Below are 23150 nucleotides of genomic sequence, written 5' to 3' on the forward strand. Positions count from 1 at the left end.
ATCAATTCATTCCTATCCACCTACCAGAAGTTTACTTCACGGAGCCAACCTTTGAAGTCGCAAGAAAAAAAAATACTGGTCACCGGAAGCTCAGGCTTCATAGGTAGCGCTCTCATCGCACGCCTGGCTGATAAAGAAGAAGTGAGGACCATTGCTGCGTTACGAGAAACTTGCGCCAACAACTCCTCCTTAGCCGATGAAACTGTAATTTTCACCGCCGCAAGTCAAAGCAAAAACTTTATTCCTTTCGGCGTTAGCACTGTCATCCATCTAGCAGGGCGAGCACATATACTGAACTCTCCAGAGAACAGCACCCTGGATATTTTCCGAAAGGACAATGTCGAACTTACCTTGAATTTGGCCAAGCAGGCATTACAAGCCGGCGTCAGACATTTCATCTTCATCAGCTCCATCGGGGTGAATGGAACCACCACCCTGGACAAAGCCTTCGACGAGTCCTCAACACCGGCCCCCTGCACCCCCTACGCGCATTCGAAATGGGAAGCCGAACAAGCTCTTCACGCCTTGTTGCGAGGGAGCAGCATGGCTTTGACCATCATCCGCCCTCCTCTTACCTACGCCGGTCACGCCCCTGGGAATTTTCGACGGTTACAAAAACTGGTAGCAAGCAGACTGCCACTACCATTGGCCATGATCAGAAACACCCGTAGCATGATCGCCTTGGATAACCTGGTCGACTTCATACTGTTGTGTTCCGAACACCCCGCCGCAGCCAATGAAACATTTGTTATTGCCGACGGCCAGGACTTCTCTACCCCACAGATCATCAAGCACCTCGCCCAAGGCCAAGGCAAACATGGATTCATGATCCCATTCCCAGTGGGCATGATGAACTGGGCAGCACGATATGTTGGGATGGAGGCAGCATTTCAGCAGCTCTGCGGCTCATTGCAAATCAACCCGAGCAAAGCGAGCAGCCTATTGGGCTGGCAGCCTCCGTACGAAGCTGAGGCCGCACTCATAAAGGCTGGATACGATTTTGCGAACAATCAACAACATTGAAGGATTATATGCGCGAATATATCACCATAACTTTTCTCGCCAACTGCCGGTATTGATAATTTTCCAGTACAGCCTTACGCCCTCGTTTACCCATATCGTCCAATTCGCTCTCAGGTAAACGAGAAAGCTTTAGCACTCCCTCAACTATCTCCTCAGAACACTCAGGGTCCGCAGAAACCCCACATCCATACTCTGCAATCGGGTTATTAGCCGCACGACATACATAGATGACCGGCCGCGCCGCGAGCATGTAATCCCATAATTTGTTAGGACTCACGCCGAATCGAAATAGCGGCCCTGGCTTCAGTGACAGGTACCCCGCGTGACTCAAGCACATCGCCTGCAATACGATGCTCTTGTCAACCTGATCAAAAAAATCGATATTGCAAAGCCCTTGCTCCAGGGCTCGAGCCATAAGAGAAGCCTTTCGCTCACCTTGGCCTACCAGCACGAATTGGATATTCAAATTTCCCTGCGCCAACAGTGCTTGCGCCGCATCGAGCAACGTGTGCAGCGCATTCGGCTCACCGTGGGCGCCAGCATAAATGACAATAAACTTTTTCTCCCTGCGCAGCGATGCCAATCGTGCCAGAAGCGGTGCATGTGCTTGATGATCAGTGCCTGTAGGAATTTCGTCCACTCCATTTGGCACCCAGGTAAAATGGCCTGCTGGTAATCCCATCTTGTTCATATGGGGTTCCGCCTGCGGCAATAAACTGATCACATGATCCGAGTGACGATATGCGAATCGCTCAAGCAAGCCGGTTAGATACACAAGTGGATGCCGTGGTGGAACACCACCCAACTCAACCAGACTTAGCGGCCAAAGGTCCCTGACTTCAAGAAATATCTTGGCCCCGAACAAGCGCGCCAACAACCAGGCTGAAAGAAAACCGTAAGGATGTGGAGATGAGTAAATAATAAGCTTCGGTCGCCCGGAACGCCAAGCCCTATGAAGCGCCCAAGGAAACAACGCCAAGGAGAATATCCCCATCGAAAGCAAGCGAAACAGGCCGTTTCCCTTATAACTTACTGTCGGCACAAAATCGTAAGGAACACCATCAACCTGGGTTTCAGGTCGAAAAGTTTTTCCCGACTCCATGAGGTGGTGAAATTGAGCAGTTACAACTCTCGCACGATACCCCTCTTTCCTCCAGGTCTGTACAAATTTGTAAGGGCGCCAATAACGCCCGACGCCCGGGCCGCCTGCATAAGGATGGATATACCAGATATTCAAGCGTTCATGCTCTCGGCTAAGTCATCATACAATCTCAGGAGACTGCCCTGCTCTGCCTCCCAGTTATAGACCTGCTCAACCGCATCACGCCCATTGCGCCCCATTCGCTCAAGCCTTTGGCGGTCCCCCAGTAGCTCACCAATGGCCTGCGCAATTGCATCGGCTGAAAGCGGATCGACACAAAGTCCACAGTCTGAGCGCAGCACGATATCTCGCCACAATGGGAAGTCCGAAGCCAACACGGGCAATCCCGCAGACATATATTCGAACAACTTGTTGGGTTGGGCATTGAGGTGATTAGGCAACGGATGAAATAGCACTAACCCTATGGAGGCCTCAGAGAGGATGTGACCCACCTCCTCTCGAGTGACTGCGCCCTTATAGCTAACACACTGCCAAGCGGGAGACTGCCGCATTCTGTCAAACAGGGATTCACTGGAGAAGCGTCCGGCCAGTGTCAGCGGAACAGCTGCTAGGCCAGCAGACTCGACCATTTGTGATACCCCGCGAATTTCATCTATACCACCGACGTAGCAGATTTGCTGCATCCATCGGCGCTCAGAGCGGTTAGCAAACTCTGTTTTGAATGGGTAATTGTTGACTGTGCGTACGTCGATACCTTGGCTGCTGTAACGCAACGCGATATGAGGTGTCGCCGCGACAACCGCAGCAAGCCGTTTGCATACCAAAGTTTCAATCCACTTGTACGCAGTGGCAACCGCACGGCGCAACCTGCGTGGGATCCACTCTTTCGACAAAATATCAGCGGGCACATCTTCATGGACATCGTAGATCACGGTCTTGCCTGCCTGGGCAAGCAGATAACCGAAGCCCAACAGTTCAGGATCATGAAAATGATAAATATCAGCATCCAATTGCCTGGCTTTTTTGTATGCACGCCATGCGCCCACTGTCATCCGCGCCAAACGAGGGAGAGGTGATAATGCATGCACCTGTACACCGTTCGCCCCACGATAATCGCGCTCTGCCGAGATAACCAGATGAACCTCATACCCCCTCGCGGCAAGTGAACCACATTCCTTATGGTAGATTCGAATATCTCCGTCACGGTGCACAGAGCTGAAATGACATACCCGCATCTATTCGGATACTCCAAAAGAACGCGCCCACAAGGCAACACTATAGAGTCGCCAACGCGAGCGCTTGTCTAAGCGGTGATAGCGCCTGGCGAGCTTGCCCATATCGCACACTGTCTTCAGCAAGTCGCATGAAAGAACCACCTTCTGCATGTCGTCCTGATGCCTGGCCAACCACATATCTTCTGGCGCCTCGAACCCCAACTTATTCTTCCGCCAGGTAATTGCATCGGGCATAAGCCCGTCCATAGCACGACGTACCAGCCATTTAGTCCAGCCATCACGAATTTTCAGAGCACCAGGCATTGAAAGTACCGTTTCAGCGAATCGATAATCGAGAAAGGGTAAACGCGCCTCTACACCATGATGCATCGAGTTCTTATCTTCATAGCGAAGCAACAGAGGCAAATTGGTCGAGGTTACTTCGAGCTTTTGAACTTTAAACTCATCAGCACAAGCCTTGGAAAAATTGGTTAGATGCTCAGGGACCGATGAACGTGCTTTCATATAGGCGTGACGATGGCGGTAAAAACGATAACGCAATCCGCTGAAGAGCCCACCAACCAGATACATGGCCATCCGGTGGGGGCCCATATTGCTGTTGTTCTTCCATGCATTAAACATGGCCCGGAGTGTTGCCTGCAGGCCATGTCGCTTGTAGGTAGTCAGGAAGTGCGAGGCGTAATACTTCTCATAACCGAGACACAGTTCATCCTGCGCTTGGCCATCCAGTAGTACAGGGATCCCGTTGCGCCTGGCAGCCTGCATGACAAAATACTGCATCGTCAGCGATGGGCTGGTGAAGGGTTCCTCTTGCGCGACTACTACATCCTCAAGGGTAGCTACGAAATCCTCATAACTCGGTTTGACCTTGACCCAAGCCAAACTTGAATTCTCCACCACCTTCTGTGCGTAACTCGACTCGTCATTGGAGCTTTGCTCACTGATCGCGGTGATGGCGCGAAACGAGCCAGAACCTTGGGCCGCATACATCTGGGACGCGACGGTAGCAATTGCCGAACTGTCCAGCCCCCCACTCAGACAGGTGGCTACCGGTACATCGGACCGTAGCCGGATGGCAACAGCGTCCACCAGCCGCTGTCGATACAGGGATACCGCTTCCATGTCATCTAAGGCTGTGTACTCATCACGCTGACGGAGCTCGTAATAGCGCTCGATCGCGAAACCACCAGACGCCAGGTCGAGCACGAGATTGTGCCCAGCGGGTAACTTGTTGACATCCTGAAAAAAAGTGCCATCGGTATGGTCGGCGGCACTGGTGATGATGAAATCCTGCAGCAATGCTTCATTGGCCTTGACATGCGTCAGCAGCGGCAAAAGCTGTCGAATCTCCGAGCCAAATGCAAACCGGCCAACATCGTCAACATAATAAAAAGGCTTGACACCAAACCGATCTCGCGAACAAAAAACACGCTGCCGGGCACGATCATAAATGGCAAAGGCCCACATCCCATTAAAACGAGTCACACAAGCATCGCCCCATTCAACATAGGCCGATAGGATCACCTCTGTGTCGGTATGACTGGTGAACTCGTAGCCCAGAGCCGTCAGTTCTACACGCAACTCTACGTAGTTGTAGACTTCGCCATTGTAAACAATCACATAATCCTGGCCGCCATTGAAATGCATCGGCTGATGACCATCGGCTGACAAATCTATGATTGATAGGCGCCGGTGCCCCAATGCAACCCGACCGCACTGAAAAAGGCCCTCATCATCCGGGCCGCGATGTGACACCGCATCGGTCATGGACTTGATCAAGGAAAGTCCATCGATATCCATTTTCTTACTTATGAAACCCGAGATACCGCACATCACTACTTCCTCATTTGCACCCGCACAAGCGCTTAGCTCACGGACACGTCGATGTGTTTTACATCAGCAACTGATCGACAACTTTACGAGCAGCACTTCCTCCACCGTAAAGCGCCGGCAAGCCCTGCATATTAATATGACGTACTTTATCCAAGCACTCTGAGAGGGAGTGAAAATCATCACCTAGAAGAACATTCACCCCGGCCTCGACCAGCTCGACCCACTCAGTGGTACCCCTCAAGGTCACACAAGGCTTTGCAAAAAAGTAAGCTTCTTTCTGCAGACCACCACTGTCGGTCAACACAACAGAACAATGCTGCAGTAACCACAGCATTTCGAAATAGCCGACAGGCTCAAGCACATGAACATTTAACTGCAGGCCATTAATGGCCAGTGCCCGACGAGTGCGTGGGTGCAGCGGTACAATCACTGGCGTTTCCTGATGAAGCGCATTAAGTGCCTCTACCAGAGATCTGAGTCTGGCCAGATCATCAGTATTCTCGGCACGATGCAAGGTCACCAAGGCAAAGCCATCCTTCACGTTGTTCATGTCGAGCAGCGAAGGACGCGTGGCGCGTGGTGTGTAATAAAGGGCTGCATCGTGCATCACATCACCCACCTGAACAATTCTTGCGCCACTGCTTGCAAACCCCTCTTTAGCCAGGTTTTCAACCGCCACCTGTGTTGGACATAGCAACACCTGGCTAACTCTGTCAGTGAGAATACGATTGACCTCTTCAGGCATGCGCATGTCAAAACTTCTCAAGCCGGCTTCGACATGTACCAATGGAATATGCAGTTTACTGGCCGCCAGGGCGCCCGCAAGCGTCGAATTGGTGTCGCCATATACCATGACTTTATCTGGCGCGACATCAAGCATCACTTGCTCCAAGCGCTCCAACATTCGCCCAGTCATAGCACCGTGACTTAAGCTGGATATACCCAAGCTGTAGTGTGGTTTGGGGATTGCCATCTGTTCGAAAAAGATATCGCTCATACCGTTATCAAAATGCTGCCCGGTATGTACAAGCAACTCTTCAATAGCATCATGCTTTGCAAGCTCGCGAGACACCACTGCTGCTTTTACAAACTGTGGCCTGGCACCAATAACGGTCAAAATCCTCATCTAGATTCAGCCTATCACACGAATAAGTTTGCTTATGCACGACTCAACAGACATCGTGCTAGTGTCCAAACTAACATCAGGACACGAGGGCGCCTCGTAAGGTGAACTGACACCGGTGAATCCTGTAATCTCCCCTGCTCGGGCCCTCGAATAAAGTCCTTTGGGGTCTCGTATCTCGCAAACCTCAAGAGGGGTACTAATGTAAACCTCACGGAAGTATTCAGACCCAATGATATGGCGAGCCATGCTGCGGTCTTCCGCAAATGGCGATATCAGCGAAACGATGACTATCAGCCCCGCCTGGTTCATCAATTTTGCGACCTCAGCAACCCGGCGAATGTTCTCCGATCGATCAATGCTACTGAACCCTAGATCCCGATTCAGTCCATGTCGCACATTGTCTCCGTCAAGGACAAATGCAAGCTTGCCTGTCTCGAGCAGGGCTTTTTCCAACTGAAAACCAAGAGTAGTTTTCCCTGCCCCACTCAGGCCCGTAAACCACAATGTCAACGGCTTTTGCGCCAAGTGGTCACGGCGCTGCGACTCGGCGACGTGGCTTTCTGTCCATACTACATTCGAGCTTTTTCTGATCTCTTTCGACATCACCGTATCTCCTGGGCGCCGGCAGCCGCTGCCAGTTTCTCGACATAAGCAGCGAAAGTCATTTGAGGCTGCCAACCCGCCCGCTTGAGCTTAGCATTACTTGCAATAATTCCAGGTACGAACGTGTCATTGTTCACCACTACGGCGTGCTTACGCAGCGCAATCACGAAATGCTGGTAAATCTCTTCGACACTCAGTATCTCATCTCCACACAGATTATACGTCCCGACCGGAAAGCGTGAATCAGCCGAAACCTCGATGGCGGAAACTACATCCTGCAGCGCCGTTATAGACATAGCGGGTGACCCCTGAACATTCACACGAACAGTGCCACCGGTCTGAACCGCGTTGTACAGAAACCCGAAAAGCCCTGTCTGCTGACCGACATCATAGGGGAAGTACAAGCGATGAATGACTGTCGGTAACGAAAACAACTCAGCGTAGCTCCTGCACAATTGCTCTGCCAAATGTTTGCTCTGTGCATAGTTGCCAGACGGGCCTACCTCGTCAGTTTCACACGCCAGTTTGCCACTGGAGCCGTAAACCGCACCCGAGGAAATGAAAATGACACGCCTAGCTTTGTGCCGGACAGCCCAGTCCAGGACATTCTTGGTAGCTTGGACATTCCCTCGCCAGTGATCGTCCCAGCTTGCCGAGCGGATTTCAGCAGCGCAATGGACGACCGTCGCCCCCACAGCGTCAGGCAGATCGGGTATGGCATCACGAATATCACACTGAAGCACTGTATAGCCGGCGGCCATGACAGACCGTCTGGATACACCAATTACCTCATCGCGAGCACGAAATGCGTCTGCTACAGCAGCGCCTACCAGCCCTGTCACACCTGTAACTAAGTACACGTCAGCACTCCACCGCGATAGGAAACTCACCAGGAGCTTTGCGTGCTCCCAAATAAATGGGGTGTAACGTGAAAATGACACGCTCTTTTTCAGTGAGCGTCGCTAAAAATTCGCGAACTCTTTCCCAGGTCACGTTAAACTCGTATACTTCAGCTCCATCCAGCGTATTGCCGGCTATCACCCACATATTTTTCCCAAGCAGCCAGATCTTGTAGCCTTCTCCCCAATCATTATAGCCATTGCTCATAATGTAGCTTTTAAACCATTGCGCATCGCGAAGAAAATCCCCCTCCGCCAGCTTGACCAAGTAGTCATTAGCCGCTGGATTGACAAAATGCTTGGCACGCGCGCCCTGCGAACCTTCGTATTCCAACCCGAGCTCGGCACAATCCAACACTTCCAAGGGAACAAATTTATCCCCGCGCAGGTAGTATCCCTCCTCCCGCACCGAATGCCCCTTGAATATTTCGAAGTTCTCAGCACCATACACGGGTGCGCAATTATGCGCCGTGGTGCCATAGATATGAATCTGCTGCTGACGAAGCCAAGCAAGCTCTTCAACCACCGCCTGCGCCCCATCGACTTCATGATCAATGTAGAGACCAAGCGCATCGATATGTAAACCTATCTCACAGCCATTGGCCTGCATCGCTCGATACACTTCGGCACTACATTCATGCCGGTAAAAGATCCCGGAGTAAAAGTACCCATAGTAGGGCGCTGTATGTAAAATATAAAAAGTTAGAGGCAGCCCGGCCGCCGCCGCCACACGGGACATCTCCAATCCTGCAACCAAATCCATGTCAACATCAACGCGTATGGCTGTATTGAATGTCGACTCAGGACGCAGGAGATCGCGCATACTGCCGATATACCGCTGTGGCAGCCCCCTCAAATCGGCGAGCATGGTCTTGAAGTAGGACAATGGGTTTGCCAGCCCTAACCCACCATCAGAGAAGTACGCACATCCAGTGTTAACCAGGCCGACAATGTCATCCATACTAGAAAAAGCACGCGTTACTTGGTACGGTGCATACGATAAACACAACTCATGCCCCGTCAACAAACGCTCCGGCACCATACTATTGCGACAGGAAATAATTACCGTCTCCGTAGAAAGCTCATCAGCCCCTGCGAGAACAGGAGCGGCCACAATAGTTTCAAATCCTTCTTCGCGCAATATCTCGCATACCCGAGAAACCGATACATCATTATCATGCGCCAAGAGAGACGGATGCCATATATGGCGATGGTCTTTCATCTTCCTGAAATGGCCACGCATACCACCAATATAGACAAATTGACCCGACAAACTGGCTAATCCGCGAACAAACGCATCGATATCATAAGCATGGGAAATACCACTGCGACTGACAACAAGGTCCCCAACAATGGGCAATTTATCACGGATGATATCAGCACTTACCTGCGCTCCTTGCCCTGCTCCACGCCCTCTCACGAGGACATGGGACTTACCAGAAAATCCTGCTGCACCTCTGGCAATGGACTCAGCATCCACCTCAACGACTGATGAAAGCCCGGATTCAAAGGCCTCATACCAGCTGTTGAACATCCTCGCTGTTGCAGAGCTAGGTGCCCGCCCAGCGTATTGTCCATAACCGACGGGCATCGGCCGAATCTGTTCTTCGGCGAACCCTAGGCGAATCATGGTCTTGCCTGCAATATCCCAGAATCTCTGTAGCAGTGTCGGGTCCCATGACTGCCATTTCGGAAACAGCCCATTCTCCCCAACACGGTCGTTCAGCGAATTGACATGACGATTCAAGAGCTCGGAAACCGCCTGTTCATCATAGTCCGGCAGCTCCATGAACGTGTAAGCTTCCTTGATGACGTCAGCTGTGACATTGGAGTAATCAACTAACATGAACCTATCAGGCGGTAGTTTTTTCAGCTCGTCGAACAGATACTCATTCACATAGGACCAGTACCAAGCCACCATCTCGAAGCGAGTAAACCTGGGCCAGGCTTCATACCAGGGATCATCCTCAGAAGGCCGTGGCAGACTGTAGTCAAATGTATCCATACCCACTTGGTTAGCCAGGATCTGTTTCGCTCGATCACTGAGTTCCGGCGTGTCTGTGCATTCCTGATAGATGATAGGAAACATCTGGTTATGCCAACTCACCATCGACGTAACAACATCACGCCCATCACGAATAGGAATGATAAACTTGCAATCAAGCATCTCATGCAAATAGGGCACGAAAGGAATCAACGATAAATGTTTTTCTACATAAATCTGGCCCTGATCAAGCACCTTGGCAAGGCGTGGCACGACCGACTCGGCAAGGGCAGAGTATGGAGACTTCAAACGGCCATCGAAGAGATCCCGGGACTCAATATTCAAGGTAGGCTCAGGCTCTAGCCCCACTACGACCTTGCTACTCAAGCCAAGGGCACGTAGCAGTGAAGTTGTACCTGAGCGGCCAGATCCAGTAATGAAAAAACAGGTCACCGTTTAGTCCTCCACCCAAATTTCACAGCCGGGATCAACCAAGGCGTTGATTCGGCGCCCTTCGACCGCGATGATCATTGCACCACGTTTCAAATAGCAAAGATCAAAGCTCCCGTCAGGATGAAGGCTAGTCAGCCCGACACCAAGCAGATAGGAACCCGATGAAACTCGGCACTCGAACTTGAATATCACTCGCATGGTCTGTCCCGTAGCACCAGTTATGACGATACCATTTTCAAATGTAGTATCACCAATCACTGCCACACCGGTGTCTTTCTGAAGTTTGAAGCCGACATTGAGCGAAGGAATATCACTGAACAGCTGAACAGTCATCGCCAAACGATACGTTTGTCCAAAACTCAGCGTTTCCACGCTTACATCATTTTCATTTAAAAATTCGATGTGAGTCACTTCGGCTGGACTGGTTTCATCCACCTCATTAGCTACAATCTCGACAACTTGAGCGACAGCAACCGCTGGAGCGCTTGCAGCGTCAGCAACCGATGGCCCACCTGCTGCGACTGCGTGCAGCGTTTCGCCCCCCGCTGCCAGCTCTGGTAGCACGGGCGCGGATACCGGTCTGGGCTGCGCCTTCTTCACTGGAGGGGGCAGCTTTGACTTTGAGCGCTCGGCCGCCATCAATCGCTCATACATTTCACCAACAACACGTGGTTCGCCATCGGCAATCAAGCGAGAATTATTCAATAGCAAACAACGACTACAGAGCTCATAGATATACTGCAAGCTATGGGTCACAAAAAGTACTGTCGTGCCACGCTCACAAATTTCCCGCATCTTGCGCATGCTTTTTTCTTGAAAGAGCATATCACCCACGGCCAATGCTTCGTCGACGATGAAAACATCGGGTTCGACGCTCAGCGCAGTGCTGAATGTCAAACGCGCCTGCATGCCACTGGAGAAGGTCTTGAAAGGCTGATCAATAAATGCTGCGAGCTCGCTGAATTCAATGATAGAATCTACCTTTGCCTCGATTTCCTCCTTAGTCATACCCAGGCAAAGCCCGCCCATGATGATGTTTTCACGCCCACTGTACTCTGGGTGGAATCCAGTACCCAGTTCGAGAATAGAGGCAATCCGGCCATTGACCCTTACCTCTCCGTGAGTACGCTCCAGGGTTCCCGCGAGCATCTTGAGCAGTGTGCTCTTGCCTGCTCCATTACGCCCTAGAATCCCCACTACCTCCCCCCTGGATATATTGAAGGTAATATCCTTCAACACCCAGAATTCCCGGTGCTTCGGCTTCCGACTGATCATTTCTTTAAGCATGTCAGACGGCCGTGAATAAATTCGGTGCATTTTGGAGAGGTTGGAAACCTCAATCATGAGATCATCATTTGAAGCAACCATCACATCTCCTTAAAGTACATTACCGAACATGGGCTTAAGTGCTCGGAAAGCCCGATAGCCTAGAATCAGACTAACCAGGGAAAAGGCGGGAAATACAACCCATGAGGTCGGATGGGTTATCTCGCCGAAAACAATAACATCCTGATAACACCAAACCATATGACTAAACGGATTGAGGGACAAGATAGGCTTGAACATCTCCGGAGCCCAATTCGGCATGTAAAAAACCGGCACCAGATAAAGCCCAGCGACAGTAAAGAGCTGAACAATATCCTTCGTATCCTTGACAAAAACACTTACAGCAGCCAGAAAATAACTAAACCCGAGCATGCCTAGTAATTGAAGAACAAAAAGCACAGGTAGCAGCAGAAGAAATGGCCCGACAGCCTGCTGAGTTACTATCAAATAAACCAGCATCAAGGCAGTGGCCACCAACTGATTTAGTAACGCTGTCACAATGCTCTTGAGTGGCAATACTTCAATCGGAAAAACCACCTGTTTGACAAGAGAAGCATTACTGGATATTGCATGACAAGCCTTGCCCATGGCTTCTTGAAATGCCATCCAGGGAATCAACCCAGCCAACAAATAAGCAGTATAGTTCACCCCTCCGCTGTCGACACCAGCGGTTTTCGCCCGCAGTACCACGGCAAAGACGAAGACATACAGAGCGATCAGGAACAGAGGATGAGCAAAAACCCAGAACGTTCCGAGAAACTGCCCGGAATAACGCTCGGTAATTTCCCGACGAGATACCTCAAGGGTCAGTTCTCGATACCGGGTTAGCAGCAGTCTCAACTGCAAGAAGGGGCTAATCAAATCTTGGAACGATAGAATTGACATACAAAATTCTAACCCATAGTAGTCATCCTGACCAACCAAGCCAGTTCGACGAAATCAAAGTAGTCCATTTTTTAAGAGGGCATCGACTGACGATCAATGCCCAATTACTATTTAATTATTTGGTAAAAATACTCGGCATTACTGGCATGCTGTCAATGTTTTTCTCAATCCAGGAAGCCGTGCGCTTGAGCCCCTCTTCCAGATCGATTTTTGCCTGGAACCCGAGTTTTTCCTGGGCTTTGATCACACTCGGAATTCGCAACTCGATGTCCGCAGACAATGCTTCCTTGAACACGATCTTCGACTTCGAACCAAGGACCCTGCAGATAGTTTCAGCCAAGCCAAAGATGGTGGTAACCGCACGGGCGTTACCAATGTTGAAAGACTCCCCTACAGCCTCAGGACGTTCTAACGCGAGCATGAGACCATCAACCATGTCATCCACGTAGCACCAAGCGCGAATCTGGGTTCCATCGCCGAAGATATAAATATCTTCGCCTTTCAATGCCTTGCGAATCATGATGCCAATCGCGCCCTCACCAGTCTGGCCCGGTCCATAGATATTGAATGGGCGGACGGTGACGGTAGGCATGCCTTTTTCGCGATGGTAGGCGTGAGTCAGGTGCTCACCAGCCAGCTTGCTGACGGCATAGGTCCAACGAGCCTCGCCAACAGCACCCGTGACGCTTTGATCCTGCTCATGTACCATGTAGGCACGGCTACCAAAAATTTCGGAGGTCGAAAACTCAAGAACTCGCTCAAGCGACGGCAGTGCGGATGCAGCCTCCAGAACATTCGCCGTTCCCAACATATTGACCGTCATGGTTCGCACAGGACTACGGACAGTATTGTCAATGCCCGCGATCGCGGCGGCATGCACGACAATATTCGAACCGACCATGGCTGCTTGCAACTCATTCTGATTGAGAATGTTGCCCTTGACCAAGGACACGTTCGGGTGGCCAAGGATACCGGTCTGACTTACGGTATCTCGATCCATATTATCGAACAGAATAATCTCGTTGTTCTCACACAGCTTCCCAGCTAACGTACTACCAATAAAACCCGCACCACCTGTAATGAAAATCTTTTTATTGGTCAACATTTTTATCACCTCTATTTCTAAAATAAAACTCGGCTTTCTGCCCAATACGTGAAATACGCCCTTCAGAATCAGCCCGATCCAAGCAGGCTCCTAGTCTATAGCTATTATCCCTAACTGCCCACCACTCCTTGCTCAGATCATCTTTAAACAGCGCCATATAACGCGCCGCTACCTGGGCCGGCTGCCAATTAGCGTGCACAAAATTAAAACATGTTTCCGCATAAGTGATGCGTGTCGTTTTCGACTCGACCATTAATTTCAACGCTTCCTTCAACGTCTCAGGCTCACCATAGGCCGTAGGCGGAATAGCCTCAGCGGGAAGCCACTTCGCCCAATGCTCGCCTGCGTAGCCGAAAATCAACAGCGGCACGTGCAGCCAGGCACACTCAGTGGCCAAGCTGGGCATCGGGTAGTCGGAGTACAATTGATCAATGACAATATCGGCACCCAACAACAACTCAATAAGACTATCATTCGCGACCCCTGTCACCTCCTGATAATCGATTGGCCACCCCTCGGCAACCAGCGCCTCAATGACAGATCTTATCCTGGCGGTCCCTTTGGCATGTGGTAAAGAGGGAGAATGGATGACTTTCAACACTGTAGCTGACGGTTTATCGCACAGCTCCCTGAAACGCAACCATCCCCGCTCGATATAGTGCTGCTCGGGCTTGGCAGCAACACCAATCTGCATCCATTGAATATATGGCTGTCGCAGCAAATTCGACTGCGGCTGGATATTGACAATGTAATTTGCATATCGCTCCACCAGCTCGACATTTCGCTGCAGGCTAAGCGTATCTTGCCAAGCCTGTTCTGCGGAGAACATCTCTGGACTGTAACGAGCACCATCAATAAAAGGCAATCGCGAATCACTACCGTGATACTGGAAAATTATCCGCTTGCCGAATAGCCTGAGCACCGGCAGGTCCAACAACCGACAAAAGCTGGCGCCCGCAGAAAAGATAAAGTACCGACAACGCACCAGATAGAAGACAAAAACATATACGTGCGCAGCCGATTGCAGGACTGAATAAAAGCCGCGCCGCCACCCTACCGAGCCAACGCGCTTGCGCTTCAAGCTGCGCAGCAACATGGCACCGTGAGCCTCGTCGCCGCCCTTGAAAGCAAATGCATTCTCCTCGATGTTCAGGTAATCGTACCGGACCCCTATGCTGGCAAACCCTTCACACAATCCCTTGTAGTGCCCGGAGACCTCCCTGAGCCCCATGAACACCCGCCCCGGCCGCCGTAGACTCATTCAGCCACACCTAGAACCTTGTAGAGATTACGTTCAGAGAAATCAACCACATATGATGTAGCCAAAGGCTGTAGCCCTTGCTCAACAACTTCTCGCACATCTTCCCCACCGCACGCAAGGAGTGCACGCTTGAGATTCTCAACCGTAAATAGCTTAGGCGAAGCGACATACCAAACATGAAGGTCGTCCTGGTACTGGGACAGCACATATGTATGGGACAGCAACGCCAACTCTTCAGGGCCTGCAACACCCGAAACTCTGAATTTAACTGGGAACTTCATGACGATGAGGGAGTAATCCCGATACATACTAATTGCCCGAGCAAGATCCCCCACCAAGGCGGCGGATGAATCGACGAGGACCAGGCCGCTGTCGAAGAGACGACGCCCCTCATAATCCTTGACATTCCAGTCAAATATCGAACGCCCAAATAGATTAGAGACACGCTGGAAGCAAGGAGCTTTAGCATCGACCAGCAAGCCATGCTGATCCACGCGGACAATGCCGCAAAAACCAAATTTCTTAATATCTTTCTCTAATCGCTGGGGGTCACCGGCCAACTCGAAGACCTGTGAAACATAACGCTCCTCTGTCGGCAGAACCTTCAAGGCAAGTTCGATAATCGCCTCAATATGCTCTCCCGGCACAGGGGCCACAGTGGAGTACCTTTCAATATCTTGGGTCACACAGGGCGCCACCTCTCCTGCATGATCACCGGCTCGACAGGCGACCAACACATTTAGACCGGGAGCGGCTTCCAGCTGGGCTTCCAACGTCTCGAGATTTTCTGCCACCCGCCCATCGAAAAGCATGTCATAGAAGTAGGAAACACGCTGACCAAACTCAATATCTATAACCGAAAAATCCTGAGCCAATGTTTCAACAAAACTACCATAGTCGAAATCTATATGAAACTCATGTTCTTCCGGCTCTATGATCGCCTGTTTACGCCCCGAGACATGAATAAGATGCTTGAGAACCAAGTGGGCGAAGCTGAACTGCGGATAGCGGACGGCAAAATTATCTTCGTTCGGCTCACGCGCAAAAATTAGGCCACCGGGCTTCAACACCCGACGCACTTCGACAAATACTTGATGAAGATCGGGGATATGGTGAAGCATGCCACTACACAGAACAACATCAAACATGTCGCTCGGATACGGAAGCACTTCTGCATCACCCACCCTAAAGTCAACGCCCTGGTAGCGCTCCTTTGCCATTTCAATGAAGGCGGGAGAGATGTCGACCCCATAGATCTTCGCGCGCTTAAATTGGCGAAGATATGGAATCATCGAACCTGGACCACAACCAAGATCAAGAATCTTCAGCTGCGCATTAACGTCCAGATGACGCTTCATCCAATCGACAAGGCGCTGATCCATTTGCTGATAAGCGATCGCCGCGTGATACTTGGCATCGTAGATACCTGAGTAATTCTTTTCGTAGACGATCTCGTTTTTCTTTTGATTCAAGGAGTAATAGACGCGACATGCATCATCGCTGAGCAACTTGCTTTCTGCATCGAAAAATTTCTCCGCGATGACCTTCTTTGAATGGTGACTGTCGATCCACTGCCGCTGCGAGCGCACAACCTCCTGCCGATGCCCGGCAACACACGCCAATTGACGAAGATGACGACTGATGTCTTCGGCATTATTAATTGCCAGCAAAGGCGGCATCTCGGAGTAACACCATCGGTGCATGGCTGGGTCAAACTTGGTCAACACCGGAATTCCGGCAGACATTGCTTTTGGCGTTGTCAACCCAAATGTTCTCGCCTCACCAACCTGATCAATCAATGCATCTGCTGCACTGTAAAAATCACGCAACTGCGACTCCGATTGCATGCCTATCCACGCGAATATAGAGTCCGCGCCGAGCGATGCAATCAATTTTTTGGATTGTTCGACACCTTCCCCCCACTCAATAAATATGCATTTAACTTTGTCATCAACAGAGCGCGCAAACTGAGTGACGCCGCGAATGATTTCATCGGTGCCTTTTACCGCCCAATCATGGCGAGCGGGGGCAAGAATAACAAAGTCCGCATCCTGCGCATCCCTCAACGCATGCTTACGTTGCTCGGCATTGCTAGCAGGCACCCAAAGCGCCTCATCAATCGGATGCGGTACAAAGGTATAGCGATCAAGCCCCAGCGCCTTGCAGTCGTCGATGACATCTGGGTTGGTCACAATAATGTGCGGCGCCGCCTTCAAGCTACAGCTGAGCATCCGGGAGAATGAATCTGTACGAGACGCCAGCCCTCGGAGCCCACCCAGGTCGACAGGGATGTATTTACGCTCTGCGTAAAGCAGTGGAGGAATCGCGCCATACGCGTATCCGTAAATCACGTCGTAATTTTGAAAGTAATCCGACTGAAAAGCGTCAACGTATCCCTTGTAAGCATTGACTTCATCGATACTGACTTCCGTCAGCCTTGTAGAGTAGCGCTGCAATGCCTCAAGCCAATCCTGCGAGAGAACAGCCTGCTCGGGCTTTAACTTCTGCAGATAATCAAGCGTTTTGACTTTATGGTACCAAGCCGGATAAGAATGAAAATCAATGTTACTCGAGGGATCACTCAACCAGTGCTCAAGATCATAACACAAGACATCTGATTCGCAATTGAATTGACGAAGTATATCCGAGTAGTTATACGCCATATTGGCAATGTTAGCCAAATGTAGTCTTTTCATTCTTAGCCTCAAAATTCTTGATTGCTTGCGCGGCAGCAAAATCCAACTGTCGCCTAACGACCTGCTTCGAATGATTACGCATGAACCACTCTCTGGATGCATGCCGAAGCGCCTCAGTAGCCCTCCCTGAGGTCAGGAACAAAATTTGCTCACAAACAGATTCAGCCGAATCTGCAGGAAATAGCGGTGGGGGCTCTGAGAAACACCACTCATGAACCTCTGGAGAATATGACGTAATTACCATCCCACCACAGGAAAGTGCCTTGGGCGTAATAAGACCAAACACACCCAATTCGAACTGATCCAAAACGAAGTCCAAGCTACCGAACATAGAAATCAGTGTCGTCTCACTGACTGGCGGTATCCATTTTATATATCTATCTACACCAAGCTTTTGTGCGTACCGTCTACTATTCTCGACATCCTGCCCCCAGGCAGGTATAACCAACGACACCTTCCGCCCATGAACTTCCCGCAACTCCTTTAGAGCCTCGAGATATTTTTGATTACCTTTAATTTCCCAATTCTGCCGGGCTGGCGCTATGCCAACCCACTCCGTATCGGGGATAGCGTCGCACCACGTGTTGCGCACCGCACTATCCTTTGCCGGTTTATAACGATCCTCATCCACCGGATGCGGGCAAAACGAAAAACTTTTAACACCAAGTTTCTCAGCCTGCACCCTGACATCGGGGTTGGTGATAACAACATGATCAACCGTCTTATAAGCCGCGCTCAACAGACGACCGTTTGACGATTTTTCGAAAGGTAGTTCGCGCATGGTCCCAATTTCCACCGCAACGACAGGACGGTCATGTGCAAACATGGTATAGATGGGACTTATCACATACGCAAAAATCACATCCTCATCAGCGACCAAGCCCTTTATCCAGTTTATATTTGGAACAAATTTGGCCACATCATCAGCATGAACACCATCAACAACCGACGCTAAACACGCCTTTTCAGAAACGGACGATAAAGAAAACTCTTGCCGATGAAATAGCCGATAATAATAGGGGCGCAACAGCTCTTTCAATACCCTAGGCGCGAATCTGGACAGCAGCTTGATCCGGCGATCCTGATAGTGCCGAATGTCTACTCGGAAATACCAGTCCGGTCTTGTCAGCGCTACCGGAGTAAGCGATTCGAAAAAATTATTCTCATTAGGAAAATTTCTGAAATCAAGGTCTTGGTCATCCCATTCGGGCTGACTCATTAAATGGTCGATATCATGGCATATCAACCTTACATCTTGGCCGGCGGCCTTCAGTATCTTGCAATATCCATAGGCGACATTGGCAAGGTTACATACATGAAGTGTTTTCAATTATCCCCCAACTCGTACAAAAAGCCTGAACATCCCTGCCTGTTTTTATACACGGCTTGGAACGCCGCTCTCAACCACTCATCACCCTTCTCGCAAGGCCAGCATGATCAATAGCCTGGGGGCAGGACATCAGCAGGAGCAAGACCTCCTCGGCAAGTTTGTCATCGCCGCGCAATGCCATATTGCCATCCTGTAACGTCCGTTTTTTGCCAAGCAAACCGGGATAGTAATGCACAGCCGTTAGAATACCAACCGCACAGGGCGTTTTCTCATCGCTGAGGCGACCGGAAACAGCGTCACTCGATCGGAGCCGTAGCCCCCCCCCACCCCCGGAGCCTTGGTAATCAGCCTGCCGCACGCCGACGCAGCCCAGATACTGACAGGACGCAGCGCCTGCTCGATTCGAGCCAGCACGGTGAAGGCTCTATTCATTCAGCCCCCTGCGTGTAGAAGGCCTCTTCGAACGCGGGCGCAGCGTGAACAGTCGCACCTGTGGGACGCCGTGGCAACTGGAAAAACTCTGGATGATCGAGTAGCTTGGCAGCTGGAGGAGCCGCTCCGCGATGGTTATCTACGACCAGTTAGGCACTCCACGTTCACTGACCTGCATTTTCACACAAGCAACCACAAGAACAACGCCCAAACATTGAAGGAATTTTCCGATAGCACTCTCGTTTGCTCACTACTGTCACCGGCCAATGGCACAATCCTTCAGACGAACACGCTTCAGGACACCTCTCAGCGGCATCCTGGGGAACCACTGCGACCCCATTGAATAGCGAGACCTGTTGGGAGCTGGCGCATTTCCCCAAACCCGCGCGGCCCGGCATAAGCGGGTAGAAGATCGAGGAGAAAAATTCATCGAAGGTTGGCACGAAACACTAAACGGCACGAAACAAGCGAAGAACGGCCTGATTACTGCCGATTTTCAGGATGTCAATGAGCATAGCGGTCGGTTCGGCGCAACGGACTGCTTTCAACGCTGCATGATCGTCGGGCAGAATCTTTTCCTACGAACGCCTAGACTAGCCAACCAAAGATAAAACTGCGAAATCCTATTCTGAGAGGGCCAAATTGCGGTACCGCACGGATTTCTGGCTGGTGCACAGACGATCTTTAACACGCGAAGCCATTGGCATGTCGCGCTGATAACCACTATCAGGAACAGAAGAACTAATGACTCAATGGTGGCTGGCACCTATAGTGGTGCTGATTTCTCTTCTTATGACCGCAGCCCTACGGCGCTATGCGTTGGCCAAAAACGTCATCGACGTCCCTAACGCAAGAAGCTCGCATGTTACTCCCACACCGCGCGGTGGCGGAGTGGCAATCGTCAGTTCATTCTTGCTGGCCCTGGGAACACTTGGGGCTTCCGACCTGCTGGAAGCGGATACATTGCTTGCCCTTGCAGGCGCTGGAGGATTAGTCGCCATCATTGGCTTCATAGATGACCATAGGCACGTCGATGTCCGCTGGAGGCTTATGGGGCACTTCGCTGCTGCCGCATGGAGCCTTTTCTGGATGGGCGGTTTGCCTCCACTGGAAATTCTGGGTGTCACGATTAATCTGGGATGGACTGGCGCAGTACTCTTTACCCTCTATCTCGTGTGGCTGCTCAATCTTTACAATTTCATGGATGGCATAGACGGCATCGCCAGTATTGAAGCCATATGCACAAGCCTCGGCGCCTGTATTCTGTACTGGTTGCACGGCACTGAGCACATGATGCTACTACCCGCAATTCTGAGCATGGCAGTCATGGGGTTCCTCTATTGGAATTTTCCCCCCGCGAAAATCTTCATGGGCGACGCAGGGAGTGGATTCCTCGGAATAACACTGGGAATCTTGTCACTTCAGGCAGCCTGGATCTCTCCCCAGTTGTTCTGGTGCTGGCTGATCCTGCTGGGCGTATTCGTGGTTGACGCGACCTTTACCTTGATGCGTCGCCTGGTCCGCGGTGAAAGAATCTACGAAGGGCATCGCTGCCATGCCTATCAATTCGCATCGCGACGAATGGGTGGACACTTACCCGTAGCCATCGCAGTGATGCTAATCAATCTTTGCTGGCTTTTACCGGTTGCAGTTAGCGTTGTATTGCTTCAGCTCGACGGATTCGTCGCACTACTGATTGCCTACACGCCCCTAGTGGCGTTGGCGGTAGCCTGCAATGCAGGAGGCGTCGAGTAGTCTCAGGGACTGAGAGCAAGGCACACGTCGACAGCCTCCGCCGGGAACAAGTGTAAAGGCCCGCTACTTTGGCGGGCCTTTACACTTTGAAGCCTTCTCCTCAGGGATCCAGGCGGCGCTGCAGGTGAATCCAATCGACAATCTCTCCATCAGGGCAATAACCACTTACCGTCTCACGCAGAAGCTGCCTTACGCGCCCATAGTCATCTGCCGAAACCGCAGCGACTAACTGATCAAGGCGCTCCTTAAGAACACTCCAGGCCAGATAGTCCTCACGGGCACTCATTATCATGGGGTGCTGTGTGGCTTCTACGTTGTCACCTATTAGCAGCTCTTCATACAACTTTTCACCCGGCCGCAACCCGGTAAATTCAACCGAGATATCCCCCGCAGGATTTCGATCAGAACGAACACTAAGCCCGGAAAGGTGGACCATCTTTTCCGCCAGCTCGACAATTCTGACCGGTTCCCCCATATCCAACACGAATACATCCCCTCCCGCCCCCATCGACCCAGCCTGAATCACCAATTGCGCGGCTTCAGGGATAGTCATGAAATAACGAGTGATCTTGGGATGTGTAACGGTCAGCGGACCGCCAGACTTAATCTGCTGACGGAACAGTGGAATCACAGATCCGGAGGAACCAAGGACATTGCCGAAACGTACCATGGTGAAGCGCGTGGTGTTGATATGGGGAATGCTCTGCCTATCTCCCCAAAGGGTTGCAGAACTCTCACGACTCAACCCTTGTAAAACCATCTCAGCCAGACGCTTGCTACTACCCATGACATTCGTTGGGCGAACAGCTTTGTCGGTAGAGATGAGAACAAAGTTGGAAACCCCCGCCTGCAATGCAGACTGGGCTGCGTTCAAAGTTCCAATCACATTATTCAACACACCCTCGGCGATATTGTGCTCGACCATCGGCACATGCTTGTAGGCTGCTGCATGATAGACCGTATCAACACGCCAGCTTCGCATCACGTGCAGCAGCTTGTCTGGGTCCCGAACCGTCCCGAGAATAGGCCGGATCTGAACGCGCAATGACTCACGCTGACACCGCTGCTCCAACTCGGCCAGTATGCTGTAAAGGTTGAATTCACTGTGCTCGAAGAGCAAGAGCGTCGTAGGTTCAAGTACCAGAATCTGGCGACAGAGTTCTGATCCGATCGAGCCACCGGCTCCCGTTACCAATACAACCTTCTCTGAAATGCAACGCTCGAGTAACCCACCCTGCGGAGGCACCGCATCACGCCCCAACAGATCGGCAATATCCACCTCTTGGATGTCGTCGACCTTGACCCTTCCGCTGGCAAGATCCATCAAGCCCGGCACGCTACGCACATGAAGGGGAAAGCCTTCCAGATAGGTCAGAATCTCTCGACGCCTCACACGGCTTGCTGAAGGAATAGCCAAGAGCACTTCCTGAGCACCTGTATCACTGATAAGCCGCTGTATATTGCGCGACTTGTAGACATGAAGGCCGGAAATGACCCGTTCTGCAATATCTGGATCATCATCGATAAATGCTACAGGGCGCATGGTACGCCCCATGCGCAATGCGGCAACGAGCTGGTTCCCCGCAGACCCAGCCCCATAGATAACCACACGTGGCAAACCATCGTCTTGAGTAGCAAAAGGCATGTGACGCGCGGCGGTAGACCAGTCACCGAGAAAATACTGGCGCATCATGAGACGCAGCCCACCGAGCATGACCAGACTCAGCCACCAGTAATTGAAAATGATCGAACGCGGCACCAGCGTGGTATGGTTGCTATACCAGTAAACCACCAAAGCGAGGGCAAGTGACGACAGCCCCACGGCCTTGAAAATAACAATCAGAGCATCATTACCGAAGTAACGCATCACAGCACGATACATGCCAAAACGCATAAAGGTCGGAATGGCGATCAAGGGTGCTGCAACGAACAACCAGGGATGATTTACCACTGGGTTGCCCGCATCATCAAAACCCAGACGCACGATGAACGACATCCATAGCGCACACCATACCAGCAACAGGTCTACCATTACCTGCAACGCGCGCTTATTTCGACGTGATAAGCCCAATAAGCCTGCTCTCAACTTTTCCATCATCAGC

At 51.2% G+C, this 23150-nt stretch carries 16 protein-coding genes; 2 read left to right on the forward strand and 14 right to left on the reverse strand.

Features of this window, described 5'->3' with window-relative positions:
* Nucleotides 1–51: 51 nt before the first annotated feature.
* Entirely contained in the window at nt 52–1023 is a 972-nt protein-coding gene (locus AAHK21_RS06340; RefSeq protein ID WP_367856753.1) for an NAD-dependent epimerase/dehydratase family protein, read from the forward strand.
* Nucleotides 1024–1027: 4 nt separating this feature from the next.
* Here the strand turns inward: AAHK21_RS06340 and AAHK21_RS06345 are convergent, their stop codons facing one another.
* The 13 genes from AAHK21_RS06345 to AAHK21_RS06405 form a co-directional block, all read right to left on the reverse strand.
* On the reverse strand, nt 1028–2260 hold the full coding sequence (locus AAHK21_RS06345; protein ID WP_367856754.1) for a glycosyltransferase family 4 protein: 1233 nt from the start codon (nt 2258–2260) through the stop codon (nt 1028–1030).
* Entirely contained in the window at nt 2257–3360 is a 1104-nt protein-coding gene (locus tag AAHK21_RS06350; RefSeq protein WP_367856755.1) for a glycosyltransferase family 4 protein, read from the reverse strand. Before AAHK21_RS06350 ends, AAHK21_RS06345 begins: the two co-directional genes overlap by 4 nt.
* Nucleotides 3361–5193, reverse strand: coding sequence for an asparagine synthase (glutamine-hydrolyzing) (gene asnB, locus AAHK21_RS06355; protein ID WP_367856756.1), 1833 nt, complete (start codon nt 5191–5193; stop codon nt 3361–3363).
* Between the two features lie 58 nt (nt 5194–5251).
* On the reverse strand, nt 5252–6319 hold the full coding sequence (gene wecB / locus AAHK21_RS06360; protein WP_367856757.1) for a non-hydrolyzing UDP-N-acetylglucosamine 2-epimerase: 1068 nt from the start codon (nt 6317–6319) through the stop codon (nt 5252–5254).
* A 6-nt stretch (nt 6320–6325) separates the two neighbouring features.
* A complete protein-coding gene (gene cysC, locus AAHK21_RS06365) occupies nt 6326–6922 on the reverse strand; it encodes an adenylyl-sulfate kinase (RefSeq protein WP_367856758.1) in 597 nt (198 codons plus the stop codon).
* Entirely contained in the window at nt 6922–7863 is a 942-nt protein-coding gene (locus tag AAHK21_RS06370) for an NAD-dependent epimerase/dehydratase family protein (protein ID WP_367856759.1), read from the reverse strand. Before AAHK21_RS06370 ends, cysC begins: the two co-directional genes overlap by 1 nt.
* Nucleotides 7784–10258: a sulfotransferase gene (locus AAHK21_RS06375; protein ID WP_367856760.1), complete on the reverse strand. Its 2475-nt coding sequence runs from the start codon at nt 10256–10258 to the stop codon at nt 7784–7786. Before AAHK21_RS06375 ends, AAHK21_RS06370 begins: the two co-directional genes overlap by 80 nt.
* Nucleotides 10259–10261: 3 nt before the next feature.
* Nucleotides 10262–11626 carry an ABC transporter ATP-binding protein gene (locus tag AAHK21_RS06380; protein ID WP_367856761.1) on the reverse strand — a complete coding sequence of 455 codons (1365 nt, stop codon included), beginning with the start codon at nt 11624–11626 and terminating at the stop codon, nt 10262–10264.
* Between the two features lie 9 nt (nt 11627–11635).
* Nucleotides 11636–12469, reverse strand: a complete 834-nt coding sequence (locus tag AAHK21_RS06385; RefSeq protein WP_367856762.1) for an ABC transporter permease — start codon at nt 12467–12469, stop codon at nt 11636–11638.
* 115 nt (nt 12470–12584) lie between these two features.
* The gene (locus tag AAHK21_RS06390) at nt 12585–13574 is read right to left on the reverse strand and encodes an NAD-dependent epimerase/dehydratase family protein (protein ID WP_367856763.1); all 990 of its coding nucleotides are present in this window, start codon (nt 13572–13574) and stop codon (nt 12585–12587) included.
* Nucleotides 13561–14835, reverse strand: a complete 1275-nt coding sequence (locus tag AAHK21_RS06395; protein ID WP_367856764.1) for a hypothetical protein — start codon at nt 14833–14835, stop codon at nt 13561–13563. Before AAHK21_RS06395 ends, AAHK21_RS06390 begins: the two co-directional genes overlap by 14 nt.
* Nucleotides 14832–17531, reverse strand: a complete 2700-nt coding sequence (locus tag AAHK21_RS06400; RefSeq protein WP_367856765.1) for a methyltransferase domain-containing protein — start codon at nt 17529–17531, stop codon at nt 14832–14834. The genes AAHK21_RS06395 and AAHK21_RS06400 overlap by 4 nt, the downstream gene beginning before the upstream one ends.
* Nucleotides 17509–18750, reverse strand: coding sequence for a glycosyltransferase (locus AAHK21_RS06405; RefSeq protein ID WP_367856766.1), 1242 nt, complete (start codon nt 18748–18750; stop codon nt 17509–17511). Before AAHK21_RS06405 ends, AAHK21_RS06400 begins: the two co-directional genes overlap by 23 nt.
* A gap of 1287 nt (nt 18751–20037) precedes the next feature.
* Between AAHK21_RS06405 and AAHK21_RS06410 the strand changes: the two genes are divergently transcribed.
* Entirely contained in the window at nt 20038–21048 is a 1011-nt protein-coding gene (locus tag AAHK21_RS06410) for a glycosyltransferase family 4 protein (RefSeq protein ID WP_367856767.1), read from the forward strand.
* 100 nt (nt 21049–21148) lie between these two features.
* Here the strand turns inward: AAHK21_RS06410 and AAHK21_RS06415 are convergent, their stop codons facing one another.
* Nucleotides 21149–23143: a polysaccharide biosynthesis protein gene (locus tag AAHK21_RS06415; RefSeq protein WP_367858963.1), complete on the reverse strand. Its 1995-nt coding sequence runs from the start codon at nt 23141–23143 to the stop codon at nt 21149–21151.
* Nucleotides 23144–23150: the final 7 nt, after the last annotated feature.

The sequence above is a fragment of the Pseudomonas sp. TE50-2 genome (genome assembly GCF_040813665.1).
Taxonomy (GTDB): Bacteria; Pseudomonadota; Gammaproteobacteria; order Pseudomonadales; family Pseudomonadaceae; genus Aquipseudomonas; species Aquipseudomonas soli.